Origin of the sequence: Devosia sp. Root635 (assembly GCF_001427605.1) — a bacterium.
Classification (GTDB): Bacteria; Pseudomonadota; Alphaproteobacteria; order Rhizobiales; family Devosiaceae; genus Devosia.
The window spans coordinates 62,414-78,199 of the sequence record NZ_LMGZ01000021.1 but is presented as its reverse complement, the minus strand read 5'-3'; the positions used below and the strand labels follow the sequence as shown (position 1 = coordinate 78,199).

Here is a 15,786-nt window from a genome sequence, read left to right as displayed (position 1 = left end):
CAATGTGGCCCGGGGCCAGGTCCAGTCCGAGACATTCGAACGGTGCGCCGGGGTCTTCAGCAGTGGACCGGAAAAGCAGGTTACGCGAACGCGTCCACGACTGGATCGGCCACCGAACGGGATTGCAGCAAGTGCAGCGACGGAGTGGCCCTGAGGCAGTTTGGCAGAGGCGGGTGATGTCGTGATGACAAGCCGCCCAGCCAGAAATGCGCCAGCGGCGCGGACCATAGCGCAAACCCCTTGTCTGTCAACGGGTTTGGCGGCGTTAGGATTAATTGAGCGGAGGTTGGGTACCACGCCCTCGTGGTTCGAGGCTCGCAAGAGCTCGCACCTCACCATGAGGGCTGCTGATACGCCGAGGTTCCAGCAGCCCTCATGGTGAGGTGCGCTTCTTCAGCGCCTCGAACCACGAGGGCGTGGCACAATTCTACACATCCAGATCCGTCACGAATGCGGCATTCTCCTGGATGAAGTCGAACCGCGCCTCGGGCTTGGTGCCCATCAGCCGGTCGACGCTGATCCGGGTTGCGTCGAGGTCGTCGCGCACCTTGACCTGCAGCAGGGTTCGCGACTTGGGCGACATCGTGGTCTCGCGCAGATGCGCGAAGGGCATTTCGCCCAGGCCCTTGAAGCGGGTCATGTCCACCTTGCCCTTGCCGGTGAATTCGGTTTCCATCAATTCATTCTTGTGGGCATCGTCGCGCGCATAGAGCGTCTTGCCCCCCTGGCTGATGCGATAGAGCGGTGGCAAAGCCAGATAAAGATGCCCGGCATCGATCAGTTTGGGCATCTCCTGGAAGAAGAAGGTAATCAGCAGCGAAGCGATATGGGCGCCGTCGACATCGGCATCGGTCATCACGATGATCTTGTCGTAGCGCAGGTCTTCCTCGCGATAGCGGTCCCGCGTGCCGCAGCCCAGCGCCTGGATGAGGTCGGCGATCAATTGGCTCGCCTGCATTTTCTCGCGGCTGGCCCCGGCCACATTGAGGATCTTGCCACGCAGCGGCAGCACCGCCTGGCTCATGCGGTTGCGCGCCTGCTTGGCCGAACCGCCGGCCGAGTCGCCTTCCACGATGAACAGTTCCGCCCCTTGCGCCGCCGTCTGCGTACAGTCGGCCAGCTTGCCGGGCAGGCGCAGCTTGCGCGTGGCGCTGGCCCGGTCGATTTCCTTTTCCTTGCGCCGGCGCAGCCGTTCCTCGGCGCGCTCGATCGCCCAATCGAGCAGCTTGCCCGCCTGGTTGGGCGAGGCGGCCAGCCAGTGGTCGAAGGCATCGCGCAGGGCATTGTCGACGATGCGCGTCGCTTCGCCCGAGGCCAGCTTGTCCTTGGTCTGGCCGACGAATTCCGGCTCGCGCACGAAGACCGACAGCATGGCGCTGCAATGGGCGAAGATATCCTCGGCGGTGAGGATGGCCGCGCCCTTGTTCTTGGTCAGCTCGGCATAATTCTTGAGGCCGCGGAGCAGGGCGGTGCGCAGGCCGGCCTCATGCGTGCCGCCATCGGGTGTCGGCACGGTGTTGCAATAGGACGAGACCCCGCCGTCGCCCAGCGTCCAGGCGATGGCCCATTCGACCGCGCCATGCGTGCCGGCCTTGCCGTGCACGCCGTGGAACAGCTCGTCGACAATGCGCGTCTCGCCCTCGATGCGGGCCGCCATGAAGTCCTTGAGGCCGTCCGGATAGTGGAACACCGCCTTGGCCGGCGCGTCCTCGGTGACGAGACTCTCGTCGCAGCTCCAGCGCAGCTCGACGCCGGCGAAGAGGTAGGCCTTGGCCCGCGTCATGCGGTAGAGGCGCGCCGCCGAGAAATGCGCGTGGTCCCCGAAGATTTGCGGGTCGGGATGGAAACGCGTGGTGGTGCCGCGCCGGTTCTGCACCCGGCCGAGCGCTTCGACATCGCCCAACGGCTTGCCGCGCGAAAAGGCCAGCTGATGCAACTGCTGCTCGCGCGCGACCTCGACCACGAGGCTGTCGCTGAGGGCATTGACCACGGAAACGCCGACGCCATGCAGGCCGCCCGAAGTCTCATAGGCCTTGGAGTCGAACTTGCCGCCGGCATGGAGCACGGTGTGGACGATTTCGAGCGTCGAGCGCCCCGGATATTTGGGATGGTTCTCAACGGGAATGCCGCGTCCGTTGTCGACCACGGTCACGAAACCATCCTCGCCCAGATGTACCTCGATGCGGGTGGCATGGCCGGCAATGGCCTCGTCCATCGAATTGTCGATGACCTCGGCAAACAGATGATGCAGCGCATTGGCGTCGGTGCCGCCGATATACATGCCCGGCCGGCGGCGCACCGGCTCCAGCCCTTCCAGCACCTCGATGTCGGCAGCCGAATACGAGCCTGCTGCCGGGGCGGTCCTGGAGGCAGGCTTGGCTGCTGGTTCGGGCTGGCGCTCGGGTTCGTCCCCGCCGCCGAAAAGGTCTTCTGCCTGCGACATGCACATTCCGTCTTTTTGCCCGAATCGGGCGATTCCGCCTTTTAGCATATCCCAGCCGGCTGCCCGACCATGCTGGAACCACTTGCCGTCCAGGGCTTTGTCCACAAAGCTGAACGCCAGATGAATGGCCGGTTCCGCCTGGGTTCAAGCGGGAACTGCTTTTGTGTCAGATTGCACGAGCCAGGAGGCTATCATGACCAGGTCCATCGCCATCGCCCTGACCACATTGCTGCTAGCCGCGGGCTTGGCGGTTCCGGCACAGGCGCAGTCTTTCCGCTTCGGCATCTTCTTTGGTGACGAGGCGTCGGACTTCTACCCCGAGCGCATCACCTGCCTGAGCAACTATCAGATCCGCCAGGCGGTTGCCGACCGCGGCTATACCAATATCTATCTCAACGTGCCGATGGAAAAACACATCGAGGTGCGCGCCACCCGCGACGGCTGGGTCTATCTGCTCGATTTCAACTACTGCACCGGCCGCATCGAGGATCGCACGCAACTGCGACCGGCGGGGTAGGACCTTCACCTCTCCCTTCGGGGGAGAGGTCGGCCGCAGGCCGGGTGAGGGGGCCTTTACCGGGTGCCGTGCGCGGGGCCTCTCCACCATCGCTCCAGGGTAAGAAGCACCATCTCACCCCACTTCGATACAAACCCGTCCCAAGATCGGGCGTCCGGTTTACGTTCCGTTTGCTTCTTGAAAGCACTTTCTTAAAGGCGCGCTGCTACAACCATCTCATACGGTTTTGTCTGGAGTTGCCGTATGCGAACCGACCGGGATCCTCGTTCTGCGTACCAGGTCTCTGCTGGTTCGGTTGCCTTCGGTGTTTGGCCGCAAGCCGGGTTTTCAGGTATTGCGTACCGGCTGGCCAAGCTCGCCGCCCCGCGTTCCGGGGTCGTCGCGCTGGTCGCGGCCATGTTCTACTTCCTGTAGCCTGCGATTGATTTCTGCTGCCCGCGCGGCTATTGATTCATAGACCACGCCAACCGAGGAGGGCGCCATGACTTTGCAGTTCGAGCACCGCTCCCGTGGCCCTGTTCACGCCCTGTGGCATCAGCTGCAGGGCTGACCGGTACTGGTACGGACGTTCCTCCCTGTCTTTCCCATTCTGGTTTGCCCTTCGTGGCGGTTCCTGACCGCCTGACAGGATTTGGCGCCTCGCGCCGCACCAGTGAGACAAGACAATGGGCTCTATCAGCCTCCGCAATGCCGGCCTCGTGGCCAGTGACACGCTCTTTTCCAACCTCAATTTCGTCATCGGCGACGGCGATCGTGTCGGCCTCGTCGCCGGCAACGGTCGCGGCAAGACGACCCTGCTGCGGGCCATAGCCGGGCAGGGGGAGCTGACCGCAGGCGACATCGTGCGCTCGCGCGGCCTCACGGTGGGTTATGTCGAGCAGGACATGCCCGCCGCCAGCATGGGCCTCACCCTCTACGACGCCGTGCTCGAAGCCCTGCCGCCCACCGAGCGCGACACCGATAGCTGGCGCGTCGACGTGGTGCTCGACGAGTTCGAGACCCCCGAACCCATGCGCAGCCGCAAGCTGGCCGAATTGAGCGGCGGCTGGCAGCGCATCGCCCTCATAGCGCGCTGCTGGGTGCTGCAACCCGATGCCCTGCTGCTTGACGAGCCGACCAACCATCTCGATCTGGGCAAGCTGTTCCAGTTGGAAAACTGGATCAATCAGGCGGCTCGCAATATTCCGGTGGTCATTGCCAGCCATGACCGGCAATTCCTTGACGCGACGACCAACCGCACGCTGTTCCTGCGGCCCGATGCCAGTCCCTATTTCGCCTTGCCCTACAGCAAGGCGCGGGTGGCTTTGGCCGAGGCCGACGAAGCCGCGGAAGCGAAGCGCGAAAAGGATTTGAAGGAGGTCTCCCGCCTGCGCAAACAGGCGGCCAAGCTCACCAATATCGGGGTCAATTCGGGCAGCGACCTGCTGACGGTGAAGTCGAAATACCTGCGCGAGCGCGCCGAGAAGATCGAAAGTGCGGTGTTATCCCTGCACAAGGAGCGGAGCGGCGAGATCAGGCTGGGCAATAGCGGCGCGCAGGCCAGGGTCATGCTCGCGGTCGAGAATGTCACGGTCACCAGTCCTGTCGGGGATAAACTGTTCCACATCGACAAGCTGCATGTCTTCCAGGGCAACCGGCTGGTCATCCTGGGCCGCAACGGCACCGGCAAGTCCCAGTTCATCGGCCTCGTCCACCGCGCCATGACCGGCGCCGATACGCCCGGCATTCGCGTCAGCCCGCAGGTCGTGCCCGGCTATGTCGACCAGGCCATGAGCTTCCTGCCGGCCAGGCAATCCCCGCTGGGCTACATTGCCGGCCGCTTCGACCAGGGCGACCAGCGCAGCAAGAGCCTGCTGGCCGCCGCCGGCTTCGCCGTCGAGAGACAGGAGCGGCCCATTGCCGAAATGTCCTTCGGCCAGCGCGCCCGGCTGGGCCTGCTGGCCATTCGCCTGCTGGAGCCCAATTTCTACCTGCTCGATGAGCCCACCAACCATGTGGACATTCCAGGGCAGGAGCGGCTGGAGGACGAAATCCTCACCCACGGCGCCACCTGCATCCTCGTCTCGCATGATCGCAGCTTCGTGCGCGGACTCGGTAACCGCTTCCTGGTGATCGAGAATCGGAGGCTGCGGGAAGTCGACAGTCCGGAATCGCATTTTGCCGAGATGGCGCGCCAATCGAGCTGACGCCTGTATCGCTGCGTTAGCACCGCAGTAACCATGCCGCGAGTGCTACAATCGATACAACAGGCGCGTCACATTTCACCTGTGAATTGGGAGAAGTCCTTAAGAACTAGCACCTATGGTTTCTTCTGGAAGCGAAACTATTGGGGGCGATGGACCCATGTTTCAGAGCGCTGACGGTGGCAACACACCGTCACGATCGCATTTTGACTGGCACGACGTCCGTTTTATCGGCGCCGTGGCGGGTCGCTATGCGCTCTCCGACCGGCGGGTCGGCGACGATGGCAAGGTGTCCGTCTATGCGTGCCGGCTCTGCTCGATCTCGACTCGGCTGGCCGTGGTGGTCGGGCCCGTCATCGGCCACGAGGGCGAAGCCGTGACCGCCCATTTCGACGAGTTCGGCATCCTGCGCGGCAAGATCAGCCGCAAGCTGCCCTCCGGCTTCGTCATGGAACTGATCCTGAGCGACACCGATCGCAACAAGCTGGGCGGCAAGATCGTCTGGCAGAAGAAGCGGGTCCATGAGCAGGTTCCCGACAAGCGGGAACACAAGCGTATCCTGCCGCGCGATCCGCGCACCGTCCTGACCCTGGCCGATGGCACGCAGATGCCTTGTTTCGTCATCGACATCTCCCAGTCTGGCATCGCCGTGTCGGCCGATATCTGGCCCGGACTCGGCACGCCCATGGCCATCGGCAAGCTGGTCGGGCGCGTCGTGCGCTATCTCGATGTCGGTTTCGCCCTGCAATTCATCCAGCTTCAGGAGATCGACCAGCTCGAAATCCTGGTCGCGCCGCCGATCGAATGAGGCGCGCCGACGCCGCCCGCACGATGAAATTTTGCTTACGGCAATGGAGAAAGCTGCGTGGGGCCGGTGAACACGGTGTTCATGGCCCGCGCATATCATGCCGGAACGAGCCATTACGGGAGGCGTCATGTCCGCGACCGAAATAGACCATAGCCTGCACAATATCAGCACTGTCGCGGGGCGCTACGTCCTCGGCCAGCAGGCGCGCAGGCCTGGAGTCAACATCTTCGCCTGTCGCCTTCGAACCATCTCGCCTACCGGCTTTGTCGTCTCCGCGCCGGTCATCGGCGCCATCGGCGAGCAAGTCTCGGCCAGTTTCGCACCCTTCGGCAACCTGCATGGCCGCATCGGGCGCCATGTGGCCGATGGCTTCGCGGTCGAACTCGACGGAGCCGAGCCCGATCTCGCCGATCGTATCGAGACCTTCCGCCACAAGCCCTGGCATGGCCTTGCCGACAAGCGGGCGGAAAAGCGCTTCATGCCCGCCGAACCGCGTTCGGTCATCATTCTCGAGGGCGGTGACGTGCTGCCCTGTCTCATCGTCGACTATTCGGCCTCCGGCGCCGCCATTTCGGCCGACACCACGCCCATCCCCGGCGCGCCGGTAACGATCGGCCATGTGCCCGGCCGCGTGGTGCGCCTGTTCGATGTGGGCTTTGCGGTCCATTTCGACGCGCGCCAGCCCCCCGACGAAATCGAGGGTCTCCTCGAAGCCCCCCTCGAATGGCGCCGCGCCGTCACCGTGCTGCAGCCGCGCCATATCGACACCAGCGAGCCCGGCGACACAGCCGAAGGCTACGGCTACGACTGAACGCTTCCTTACCTCTTCCTTTGGGGAGAGGTCGGCGCGTAGCGCCGGGTAAGGGAGCCTTCCAAGCTTGCCAGCCAAACAGAAAGGGCTCCGTTACGGGGCCCTTTCTCATTCATCCAGCGATCCTTACGCCGAGTAGTACATCTCGTATTCCACCGGATGCGGGGTCTGCTCGAACTTGACGACCTCTGTCATCTTCAGCTCGATGTAGCTGTCGATCTGGTCATTGTCGAACACGCCACCGGCCAGCAGGAATTCGCGATCCTGGTCGAGGCTGGCCAGGGCTTCGCGCAGCGAGCCGCAGACATGGGGAATCTGCATCAGTTCCTGACGCGGCAGCTCGTACAGATCCTTGTCCATCGGGTCGCCGGGATGGATCTTGTTCTTGATGCCGTCGAGCCCGGCCATCAACATCGCCGAGAAGGCCAGGTAGGGGTTGGCCAGCGGATCGGGGAAGCGGATTTCGATGCGCTTGGACTTCGGCGACTGGCCGAACGGGATGCGGCACGAGGCCGAACGGTTGCGGGCCGAATAGGCCAGCAGCACCGGCGCTTCGAAGCCCGGCACCAGGCGCTTGTAGCTGTTGGTGGTCGGGTTGGTGAAGGCGTTGATCGCCTTGGCATGCTTGATGATGCCGCCGATATAGTACAGCGCATCCATGCTGAGGCCGGCATACTGGTCGCCCGCGAACAGCGGCTTGCCGTCCTTCCAGATCGACTGGTGGCAATGCATGCCCGAGCCGTTATCGCCGAAGACCGGCTTGGGCATGAAGGTCACGGTCTTGCCATAGGCATTGGCGACCTGGTGGATGACATACTTGTAGATCTGCACGTCGTCGGCGGCCTTGATCATCGGCGCGAACTTGATGCCGAGTTCATGCTGGGCCGAGGCCACTTCGTGGTGGTGCTTTTCGACCACGACGCCCATGTCGGCCATGGCGGCCAGCATTTCACCACGGATATCCTGCGCGCTGTCCAGCGGCGGCACCGGGAAATAGCCCTTCTTGAGGCCGATATGGTGGCCGGTATTGCCGGCTTCATAGGCCGTATCGTTGTTGGACGGCAGTTCCGGATGGTCGACTTCGAAACCGACCTTGTAGGGGGTGTTGGAATACTTCACGTCGTCGAACATGAAGAATTCGGGCTCGGCGCCGAAAACAACGGTGTCGCCGATGCCGGAAGCCTTGAGGAATGCCTCGGCCTTCTTGGCCGTGGTGCGCGGGTCGCGGCTGTAGGGCTGGTAAGTCAGCGGCTCGAGAATGTCGCAGTTCACCACCAGGGTCGAGGCGCCGAAGAAGGGGTCCATATAGGCCGAGTTCGGATCGGGCATCAGCACCATGTCGGACTCGTTGATGGCCTTCCAGCCGCCGATCGAGGAACCGTCGAACATGGTGCCTTCTTCGAACAGGTCTTCATCGACGATGGAAACGTCGAGCGTGACATGCTGCAGCTTGCCGCGCGGGTCGGTGAAGCGCAGGTCGAGATACTTGATGTTCTCGTCCTTGATGCGCTTGAGGAGGTCAGCTCCGGTAGTCATTTTTTACCCCTGTCTAAATCGGAATGCTGGTGTTGGTATTGCGGCTTTGTCGCGTCCGGGGGCAGGGCCCCTAGAGCGCGTCGTCGCCGAATTCTCCGGTGCGGATACGAATGGCCTGCTCGATCGAGTAGACGAAGATTTTGCCGTCGCCGATGCGACCGGTTTGCGCCGCGTTGCGGATCGCTTCGATGGCCTTTTCGGCCAGCTCGTCGGGGCACACGACCTCGACTTTCACCTTGGGCAGGAAATCCACGACATATTCGGCGCCGCGATAGAGTTCGGTATGGCCCTTCTGGCGCCCGAAGCCCTTGGCCTCGGTCACCGTAATGCCTTGCAGCCCGACCTCCTGAAGTGCCTCTTTGACTTCGTCCAGCTTGAACGGCTTTACGATAGCCTCGATCTTTTTCATGTGTGCCTCCAAGTGTCGTATGCGAGTACGCAACCCCGTATGCACGGCCTGTGCCAGCCTGCCAGAAAGACAAAAATGCCTGTATGACGAAAGACTTACTGCAATAGCCTGATGTGCTGGACCGCGCCGGTTCGACAGGTAATGTCCAAAACGTCGGCAGGATGCACAAGTTTTGTGCAATCGTCCAGCCAAGGCGACAGGCCGATGGGTGGAGTGGCGCTTATGTCGCCAATTGGCGGCCTCGGGGGCAGCGGGCGCCCACGATCCGCGCAAGCGCCCGCGTCCTGTGGTTTTCGCCATTCCCGGCAAATCCCCACTCTAGGCTTTGACGGGCTTTCCATCTTCATATAGATGCAACGCCAACCCGGCCAACGGGTCCTTTTGCGGGTGTGGCGGAACTGGTAGACGCACTGGATTTAGGTTCCAGCGCCGCAAGGCGTGGAGGTTCGAGTCCTCTCACCCGCACCACCTGGGGATCTGGCCCTCACGCGATCAATGAATACGGGACAAAACCGAATGCAGGTTACCGAAACCCTCAATGAAGGCCTGAAGCGCAAACTGAGCGTTACTATTCCGGCCGCCGCCCTCAATGAGCGCCTTGGCGCCAAGCTCGAAGAGCTCAAGGGCCAGGCCAACATCAAGGGCTTCCGTCCCGGCAAGGTGCCGCTGGCCCATATCAAGAAGATGTTCGGCCGCTCGGCCATGTCGGAAGTCATGACCGACGCCATCAATTCCACCGTTTCGGACACGCTCGACGAGCGCAAGGAACGCGCCGCCGCCCAGCCCAAGGTCGATCTGCCCGACGATCAGGCCGTCATCAACGACGTGCTCGACGGCAAGGCCGACCTGGCTTTCGAGGTCGAATATGAAGTGCTGCCGCCGGTCACGCTGATGAAGCTCGACGGCATCAAGCTCGACAAGCCCGTCATCGACATCACCGACGAGGAAGTCACGGCCGAAGTGAACCGCGTCTTCGCCCAGAACCGCGGCTATACCGACAAGGGTGACGATGGCGTCGTCGAGACCGGCGACCGTCTCGGCCTCAGCTTCGTCGGCAAGATCAAGGGCAAGCCCTTCGATGGCGGCACCTCCGATCACGCTCACCTGACCGTCGGCGCCGGCGAGTTCATCCCCGGCTTCGAAGAGCAGCTCGTCGGCATGAAGAAGGGCGAGACCCGCGAAATCGAGGTGACCTTCCCCAAGGATTACCAGAGCGACGAACTGGCCGGTAAGAAGGCCCAGTTCGAAGTCACGATTCTCCATGTCGATGGCCCCAACCAGGGCGAGCTGGACGACGATTTCGCCAAGCGCCTCGGCGTCGAGAACGTCGAAGCCATGCGCGCCGCCGTCAAGACGCAGATGGAAGCCGCTCTCGCCTCGATGAGCCGCCAGCACGTCAAGCGCCAGATTCTCGATGCGCTTGATGACGGCCACAAGTTCGACGTCCCGGCCCAGTTGGTCGATGCCGAATTCAACACCATCTGGCAGCGCGTCCAGCATGAAGTGGAAAGCCACGGCCGCTCCTTCGAGGATGAAGGCACCACCGAGGAAGCCGCCCGCGAGCAGTATCGCACCATTGCCGAGCGCCGCGTGCGCCTGGGCCTGGTCGTCGCCGAAATCGGCAACCAGAACGAAGTCGATGTTACCGAGGAAGAGCACCAGCAGGCGCTCATCGCCGAAGTGCGCCGCTTCCCCGGCCAGGAACAGCAGGTCTACGACTACTACCGCAAGAACCCGCAAGCGCTTGCCGGTCTCCGTGCCCCCGTCTTCGAGAACAAGGTCGTCGATTTCGTTGCCGAAAAGGGCAAGATCACCGACAAGAAGATGACCCGCACCGAACTGGCCAAGCTCATCCAGGCCGACGAGGACGAGGTTCCGGAAGAGCATCACCACTAATCTTACCTCGCCCCTTCGGGGAGAGGTCGGCGCGCAGCGCCGGGTGAGGGGGCCTTGCTCCAAGTTCAGAAGCCGCCCAGAAATGGGCGGCTTTTTGTTTTGTTCCTGTGGCACCGTCCATCCCACCCACGGTGTCACCCCGGCCTTGAGCCGGGGCCCATCCCGAGATCACTCCGCGGCCGCAAGGTGTCAGATGATCCATCTCAGGATGGATCCCGGCTCAAGGCCGGGATGACATCGAGAGTGTGATAGCATCGAAGCGCAAACCCAAACACGCAGGACCATCCATGACCACCGCCCAAGCCGATACCCTGCTCACGCCGCGCCAGATGGCCGAGGCCGACCGCCTCGCCATCCAGTCCGGCATCAAGTCGCAGAAGCTCATGGAGGCGGCAGGTAAGGCGGTGGCCGAGGCCATCGTGGAACGCTACTACCAGCGCTCGGTACTGGTCCTGTGCGGGCCCGGCAACAATGGCGGCGACGGATTCGTGGTGGCGCGGCTGCTCAAGCAGAAAGGGTGGCCGGTGCAGCTTCGCCTTGTCGGCCCGCGCGAGGCCCTCAAGGGCGATGCCGCCGCCATGGCCGGGCAATGGACCGGCCGCATCGAGGCGCCGACCGACAAGGACATCGAAGGCGCCGACCTGATCGTCGATGCGCTGCTGGGGGCAGGGCTCGACCGCGATGCGGAGGGTGAGTTCGCCGCCATCATCGCGGCGGTCAATGCCAGCAGCCGACCGGTCGTCAGCGTCGATCTGCCCAGCGGCGTCGACGGCGCCACCGGCGCCGTGCTGGGCACCGCCATGGTGTCGGACATGACGGTCACTTTCTTCCGCCTCAAGCCCGGCCATCTGCTGCAGCCTGGCCGCGAATGCTGCGGCGAGGTGGTGCTGGCCGAAATCGGCATCCCCGAAACCGCGCTGGAGTCCATAGCGGCCAGTGCCTGGCAGAATACGCCCAGCCTCTGGTCGATCCCGGCCGCCGGCAACGAAAGCAACAAGTTCGACCGCGGTCACGTCGTGGTGGTCTCGGGCGGTCCCTTGCAGACCGGCGCCGCACGCCTCGCGGCCATGGCCGCCTTCCGCGTCGGGGCAGGTCTGGTCTCGCTAGCCGGCTCGGAAGCGGCCCTCACCATCCACGCCGCCCATGTCACCGCCGTCATGCTCAAGCCCGCCGCCGACACCGCGGCGCTGATCGACCTGCTGGGTGACAATCGCATCAATGCCGTCGTCATCGGCCCGGCCGCTGGCATCGGCGGGCAAACCCGCGACAACGTCCTGGCCATCCTCACCTCCGGCGCCGCCACCGTCCTCGATGCCGACGCCCTCACCAGCTTTGCCGGCAAGACCGACGCGCTCTTTGCCGCCATCAAGGCCGATGGCCGTCCGGTGGTCATGACCCCGCATGAGGGCGAGTTCCAGCGCCTCTTCGGCGATGTGCCCGGCGGCAAGCTGGAAAAGGCCCGCGTCGCCGCCGCCCATTCCGGCGCCATCATCGTCCTCAAGGGCAGCGACACCGTCATCGCCAGTCCCGATGGCCGCGCCGCCATCAATGCCAACGCCCCCGCCTGGCTCGGAACGGCCGGCTCAGGCGACGTGCTGGCGGGCATGATTGCCGGCCTCATGGGGCAGGGCATGGCAGGCTGGGAAGCCGCCTGCGCGGCCGTCTGGCTTCACGCCGAAGCCGCCAACCGCTTCGGCGGACCGGGCCTGATCAGCGAGGACTTGCCCCTGCTGCTGCCGGGGGTATTGGCGAGTTTCTAGAATCTCGGCACGCCCTCGTGGTTCGAGGGTCGCTGCGCTCCCGCCTCACCATGAGGGCTACTGGTACACCGCGGTTAAAGTAGCCCTCATGGTGAGGTGCTCGTTCTTCACGAGCCTCGAACCACGAGGGCGTGCCCCTACCGCCAGCTCACCACCAGCTTCTCCAGCCCGTGGAAGTGGTACACGTCGTTATACCGTGGCGCTTCCGCCAACCTCAGCTTCGGCAGCCGCTTGAACAGCTCACTGAATGCCACCTGCAGTTCGATCCGCGCCAACGGCGCCCCGATGCAGAAATGGATGCCCGCGCCAAAGCTCACATTGGCGCCATCCGTGCGGAACGGGTCGAATGTATTCGCATTGGCAAACCGCCTGGGATCGCGATTGGCCGCGCCCAGCATCAGCCCGATCACATCGCCCTTGCGCAGGTGCAACCCTTCATAGTCCAGGTCATCGAGCGCATAGCGGGTGAACAGATGCAGCGGCGCATCGAAGCGCAAACACTCCTCCACCGTCGCCGCCGTCTGCGCCTCATCAGAAAAAAGCGTAACCGGGTCGATACCGCTTTCGAGGATCGCCTTCACGCCATTGCCTGTGGTGTGGACCGTCGCCTCATGCCCGGCATTGAGCAGCAGGATGGCGGTGGACATGACCTCCTCCTCGCTCAGCACATCGCCGTCGCGGTCCGAGGTCAGCATGTGGCTCAGCAGGTCCTCGCGCGGCTGCTTGCGCCGCTCGGCGATCGAGGCCGCGAGAAAATTCATGAAATCCTGCGACGCCTGGTTGGCGTCGAGCTCGGTCTCGTGGCTCACCCCGAACATGTACATGGCCACCATACGGTTGGACCAGGCCAGCAATTGCGGCGCGCTTTCCGCCGGCAGACCGATCATTTCGGCAATGATGATGGCCGGAATCGGCGCCGCGAAGGCCTTGATCAGATCGACGGAGTCCTGCCCCTCGAACCCATCGATCATCTCGTTGGCCAGCCTGGCGATGCGCGGCCGCAGCTGCTCCACATGCCGGGACACAAAGGCCCGGTTGACCAGCGTGCGCAGCCGTGTATGCCCCGGCGGCTCCAGGTTCAGCAGCGAATATTTCTCGGTCAGGTCGAACGCCGCCGTATGCGGCTTGGGCGCAGGCATGCCCAGCTCCTCGCGCGTCGCCACATGCAGGATTTCCCGCCCGAACCGCTTGTCGCGGAGCAGGGCGCTCACATCCTTGAACCCGGCAAAGCACCAGTGCCCATACTGCTCCCAGAAGAAGGTCGGATCGCTCCCATGCAGCCGGTCGTAGAAGGCATAGGGGTTCTGGAAAAAGGCCGGATCGCGCGGCTCGGCGCTGGCGCGACGATGGGCGGGAACGTCGGTGATCGGCTTGAGCTGGATAATGGCGGCCATGATTGTCCGGGAGGCTGGTTCCCGGCCACAATAGGGGAGCTCTGCGGCGCCTTGCAAATGGGCGGCGCCAGCGATGCAAAAAAGCTCGGGAAAAATAGTCGAGCCGTTGCAGGACCATTCGTCGGGGTGGTGTTCAACCAAGGAGACCGAACATGAAATTCCTCTGCCTGGCCTATTTCGGCCCCGACGCCTTTGCCGGCTACACTCCCGAACAGATGCGCGCGGTCGACGACGCCACCATCGCGCACGACCACAAGCTGCGCCAATCCGGCCACCTGCTCTTCGCTTCGCCCCTGGCCGATGTGGCTTCGGGCACCACGATCGACCGCCGTCGGCTGAAGCTGTCGCTGGTCGACGGTCCCTATGCCGAGACCAAGGAGGTGGTGGGCGGCTTCATCCTCGTGGAAGCACGGGACATGGCAGAAGCCGTGTCGCTGTTCGACGACGACCCCATCGCCGCCCATTGCCGCCTCGAAATCCGGCCGCTCATCGAGGATCATCGCCACAGCGAGACCGGCGAGGCTCGACCGGAATTCCGTCTGCCCTGACGGCCATGCCAATTCCGGGCGGCGCCACGGGGGCTGCCCGGACAAAGTCACCGAAAGGGCTTGGCAAGCCCGCGCCGATGATGTCTTGAAGGCGCCAGCGCGACTGAGGAGTGCATGCCATGAGCGACCTGACCCTGAACCAGGCCATCGACAATATCTACGCCTCGATCAAGGCCGACAACGAAGACCTCGATACCCACATTGCCGCCCTCAAGGCCGCCATGGCCAGCGAGGGTGCCAAGGAAGCCGTGTTCGAGCCCGGCAAGCTGGCCCAGTCCAACCGCCAGGGCCGCAAGCTGATGCAGGCCTATTTCCGCAAGAAGGGCGTGGCGGTCAGCTTTTCGGCTTAAGCCGGAAGCCTGCGCCTCTCCGCGGAGTCATCCCCGCGAAAGCGGGGACCTCCGTTTCGGGATGGTTCGGGTAAACAGGGGTTCCCGCTTTCGCGGGAGTGACGCGGTGGGTGCCGATTGCCAACAGCGCGTTCACCCTTCCCGCCGACACCTATTGAAGCCCGGCCCATTGCCGCCTATCTGTGCCTTTACCCGCCCTTAAGGCGGCATAGTCTGCAATCGGCCGTCGCGTCGATTCGAATTTCGGCATGATCCCCGGACCCCCGATGTCCGAGTTCGGGAAGGGATCGTGTTTCAAACCTGAGAAAACGGCCAGCCCGGTCCGCGACCCGGCACGGCAAAAGGGGCATCACATGCGGGATCCGCACGATATCTACATGAACACGCTCGTTCCCATGGTGGTCGAGCAGTCGAACCGCGGCGAGCGCGCCTTCGACATCTATTCGCGCCTGCTGCGCGAGCGCATCATCTTTGTGACCGGCGTGGTCGAGGACAACATGGCCTCGCTCATCGTGGCGCAGCTCCTGTTCCTCGAATCGGAGAATCCGAAAAAGGAAATCGCGCTCTATATCAACTCCCCCGGCGGCGTGGTGACAGCAGGTCTTTCCATCTACGACACCATGCAGTTCATCCGCCCGGCCGTGGCCACCATGGTCATGGGCCAGGCTGCGTCCATGGGCTCGCTGCTGCTCACGGCCGGTGAAAAAGGCATGCGCACCTCGCTGCCGAACTCGCGCATCATGGTCCACCAGCCGTCCGGCGGCTATCAGGGCCAGGTCACCGACATCCTGATTCATGCCAAGGAAGTCGAGGGCTTGAAGCGCCGTCTTAATCAGATTTATGAGAAGCACACCGGCCGCACCTACGACGAGATCGAGCGCGCTCTCGAGCGCGACAACTTCCTCTCCCCGGAGGAAGCGCAGGCCTTCGGCATCATCGACAGCGTCATGGAAAAGCGCATCGTTCCGGATGCCGCGAGCTGATTGACCTACGTTAAGCACAACTCCGATGCGCCGTGGACTGTGATCCGCGCGCAATTGCACCGAGCCGGAACGGTCTTTAGGATCGTTCCGGCTTAGACTTTGTTTATGCCTTCGGCGTTACGGTTTCCGATAACGCTGAGTTTTGGGG

The 15,786-nt window shown here is 63.4% G+C and carries 13 protein-coding genes and 1 tRNA gene; 10 read left to right on the top strand and 4 right to left on the bottom strand.

Going from position 1 to position 15,786, the window contains the following annotated elements; genetic code table 11:
* Positions 1–427 precede the first annotated feature (427 nt).
* A complete protein-coding gene (gene parE, locus ASD80_RS14470; RefSeq protein ID WP_056234460.1) occupies positions 428–2,443 on the bottom strand; it encodes a DNA topoisomerase IV subunit B in 2,016 nt (671 codons plus the stop codon).
* A 193-nt stretch (positions 2,444–2,636) separates the two neighbouring features.
* Here parE and ASD80_RS14465 point away from each other — a divergent pair, with 193 nt between their 5' ends.
* The 4 genes from ASD80_RS14465 to ASD80_RS14450 all read left to right on the top strand — a co-directional run bounded on the left by ASD80_RS14465 (position 2,637) and on the right by ASD80_RS14450 (position 6,762).
* Positions 2,637–2,960: a hypothetical protein gene (locus ASD80_RS14465; protein ID WP_056234138.1), complete on the top strand. Its 324-nt coding sequence runs from the start codon at positions 2,637–2,639 to the stop codon at positions 2,958–2,960.
* 665 nt (positions 2,961–3,625) lie between these two features.
* The gene (locus ASD80_RS14460; protein WP_056234135.1) at positions 3,626–5,146 is read left to right on the top strand and encodes an ATP-binding cassette domain-containing protein; all 1,521 of its coding nucleotides are present in this window, start codon (positions 3,626–3,628) and stop codon (positions 5,144–5,146) included.
* Between the two features lie 157 nt (positions 5,147–5,303).
* Positions 5,304–5,951, top strand: coding sequence for a PilZ domain-containing protein (locus tag ASD80_RS14455; protein ID WP_056234132.1), 648 nt, complete (start codon positions 5,304–5,306; stop codon positions 5,949–5,951).
* A 127-nt stretch (positions 5,952–6,078) separates the two neighbouring features.
* The gene (locus ASD80_RS14450; RefSeq protein ID WP_056234130.1) at positions 6,079–6,762 is read left to right on the top strand and encodes a PilZ domain-containing protein; all 684 of its coding nucleotides are present in this window, start codon (positions 6,079–6,081) and stop codon (positions 6,760–6,762) included.
* A gap of 126 nt (positions 6,763–6,888) precedes the next feature.
* On the opposite strand, the gene glnA is transcribed toward ASD80_RS14450, so the two are convergent.
* Both glnA and ASD80_RS14440 read right to left on the bottom strand, forming a co-directional pair.
* Positions 6,889–8,298 carry a type I glutamate--ammonia ligase gene (gene glnA, locus ASD80_RS14445; RefSeq protein ID WP_056234127.1) on the bottom strand — a complete coding sequence of 470 codons (1,410 nt, stop codon included), beginning with the start codon at positions 8,296–8,298 and terminating at the stop codon, positions 6,889–6,891.
* A gap of 70 nt (positions 8,299–8,368) precedes the next feature.
* Positions 8,369–8,707, bottom strand: coding sequence for a P-II family nitrogen regulator (locus tag ASD80_RS14440; protein ID WP_035079039.1), 339 nt, complete (start codon positions 8,705–8,707; stop codon positions 8,369–8,371).
* A gap of 383 nt (positions 8,708–9,090) precedes the next feature.
* Between ASD80_RS14440 and ASD80_RS14435 the strand changes: the two genes are divergently transcribed.
* The 3 genes from ASD80_RS14435 to ASD80_RS14425 all read left to right on the top strand — a co-directional run bounded on the left by ASD80_RS14435 (position 9,091) and on the right by ASD80_RS14425 (position 12,363).
* Positions 9,091–9,175, top strand: a tRNA-Leu gene (locus ASD80_RS14435).
* Positions 9,176–9,223: 48 nt separating this feature from the next.
* Positions 9,224–10,603 (top strand): trigger factor, encoded by a 1,380-nt coding sequence (tig, locus tag ASD80_RS14430; RefSeq protein ID WP_056234124.1) that lies wholly within the window; start codon positions 9,224–9,226, stop codon positions 10,601–10,603.
* A 287-nt stretch (positions 10,604–10,890) separates the two neighbouring features.
* The gene (locus tag ASD80_RS14425) at positions 10,891–12,363 is read left to right on the top strand and encodes a bifunctional ADP-dependent NAD(P)H-hydrate dehydratase/NAD(P)H-hydrate epimerase (RefSeq protein ID WP_056234122.1); all 1,473 of its coding nucleotides are present in this window, start codon (positions 10,891–10,893) and stop codon (positions 12,361–12,363) included.
* Positions 12,364–12,500: 137 nt separating this feature from the next.
* On the opposite strand, the gene ASD80_RS14420 is transcribed toward ASD80_RS14425, so the two are convergent.
* Positions 12,501–13,757 (bottom strand): cytochrome P450, encoded by a 1,257-nt coding sequence (locus ASD80_RS14420; protein WP_056234120.1) that lies wholly within the window; start codon positions 13,755–13,757, stop codon positions 12,501–12,503.
* Positions 13,758–13,909: 152 nt separating this feature from the next.
* On the opposite strand from ASD80_RS14420, the gene ASD80_RS14415 reads away from it, so the two are divergent.
* From ASD80_RS14415 to ASD80_RS14405, 3 genes are all read left to right on the top strand, one after another.
* Entirely contained in the window at positions 13,910–14,305 is a 396-nt protein-coding gene (locus tag ASD80_RS14415) for a YciI family protein (RefSeq protein ID WP_056234117.1), read from the top strand.
* Between the two features lie 119 nt (positions 14,306–14,424).
* The gene (locus ASD80_RS14410) at positions 14,425–14,655 is read left to right on the top strand and encodes a hypothetical protein (protein WP_056234114.1); all 231 of its coding nucleotides are present in this window, start codon (positions 14,425–14,427) and stop codon (positions 14,653–14,655) included.
* Between the two features lie 353 nt (positions 14,656–15,008).
* Positions 15,009–15,638 carry an ATP-dependent Clp protease proteolytic subunit gene (locus ASD80_RS14405; protein WP_056234110.1) on the top strand — a complete coding sequence of 210 codons (630 nt, stop codon included), beginning with the start codon at positions 15,009–15,011 and terminating at the stop codon, positions 15,636–15,638.
* The last annotated feature ends 148 nt before the right edge of the window (positions 15,639–15,786 follow it).

Excerpts from the sequence above, each read along its gene's own strand:
- parE (WP_056234460.1), bottom strand. The coding sequence starts at position 2,443 with ATGTCGCAGGCAGAAGACCTTTTCGGCGGCGGGGACGAACCCGAGCGC.
- ASD80_RS14465 (WP_056234138.1), top strand. The coding sequence starts at position 2,637 with ATGACCAGGTCCATCGCCATCGCCCTGACCACATTGCTGCTAGCCGCG.
- ASD80_RS14460 (WP_056234135.1), top strand. The coding sequence starts at position 3,626 with ATGGGCTCTATCAGCCTCCGCAATGCCGGCCTCGTGGCCAGTGACACG.
- ASD80_RS14455 (WP_056234132.1), top strand. The coding sequence starts at position 5,304 with ATGTTTCAGAGCGCTGACGGTGGCAACACACCGTCACGATCGCATTTT.
- ASD80_RS14450 (WP_056234130.1), top strand. The coding sequence starts at position 6,079 with ATGTCCGCGACCGAAATAGACCATAGCCTGCACAATATCAGCACTGTC.
- glnA (WP_056234127.1), bottom strand. The coding sequence starts at position 8,298 with ATGACTACCGGAGCTGACCTCCTCAAGCGCATCAAGGACGAGAACATC.
- ASD80_RS14440 (WP_035079039.1), bottom strand. The coding sequence starts at position 8,707 with ATGAAAAAGATCGAGGCTATCGTAAAGCCGTTCAAGCTGGACGAAGTC.
- tig (WP_056234124.1), top strand. The coding sequence starts at position 9,224 with ATGCAGGTTACCGAAACCCTCAATGAAGGCCTGAAGCGCAAACTGAGC.
- ASD80_RS14425 (WP_056234122.1), top strand. The coding sequence starts at position 10,891 with ATGACCACCGCCCAAGCCGATACCCTGCTCACGCCGCGCCAGATGGCC.
- ASD80_RS14420 (WP_056234120.1), bottom strand. The coding sequence starts at position 13,757 with ATGGCCGCCATTATCCAGCTCAAGCCGATCACCGACGTTCCCGCCCAT.
- ASD80_RS14415 (WP_056234117.1), top strand. The coding sequence starts at position 13,910 with ATGAAATTCCTCTGCCTGGCCTATTTCGGCCCCGACGCCTTTGCCGGC.
- ASD80_RS14410 (WP_056234114.1), top strand. The coding sequence starts at position 14,425 with ATGAGCGACCTGACCCTGAACCAGGCCATCGACAATATCTACGCCTCG.
- ASD80_RS14405 (WP_056234110.1), top strand. The coding sequence starts at position 15,009 with ATGCGGGATCCGCACGATATCTACATGAACACGCTCGTTCCCATGGTG.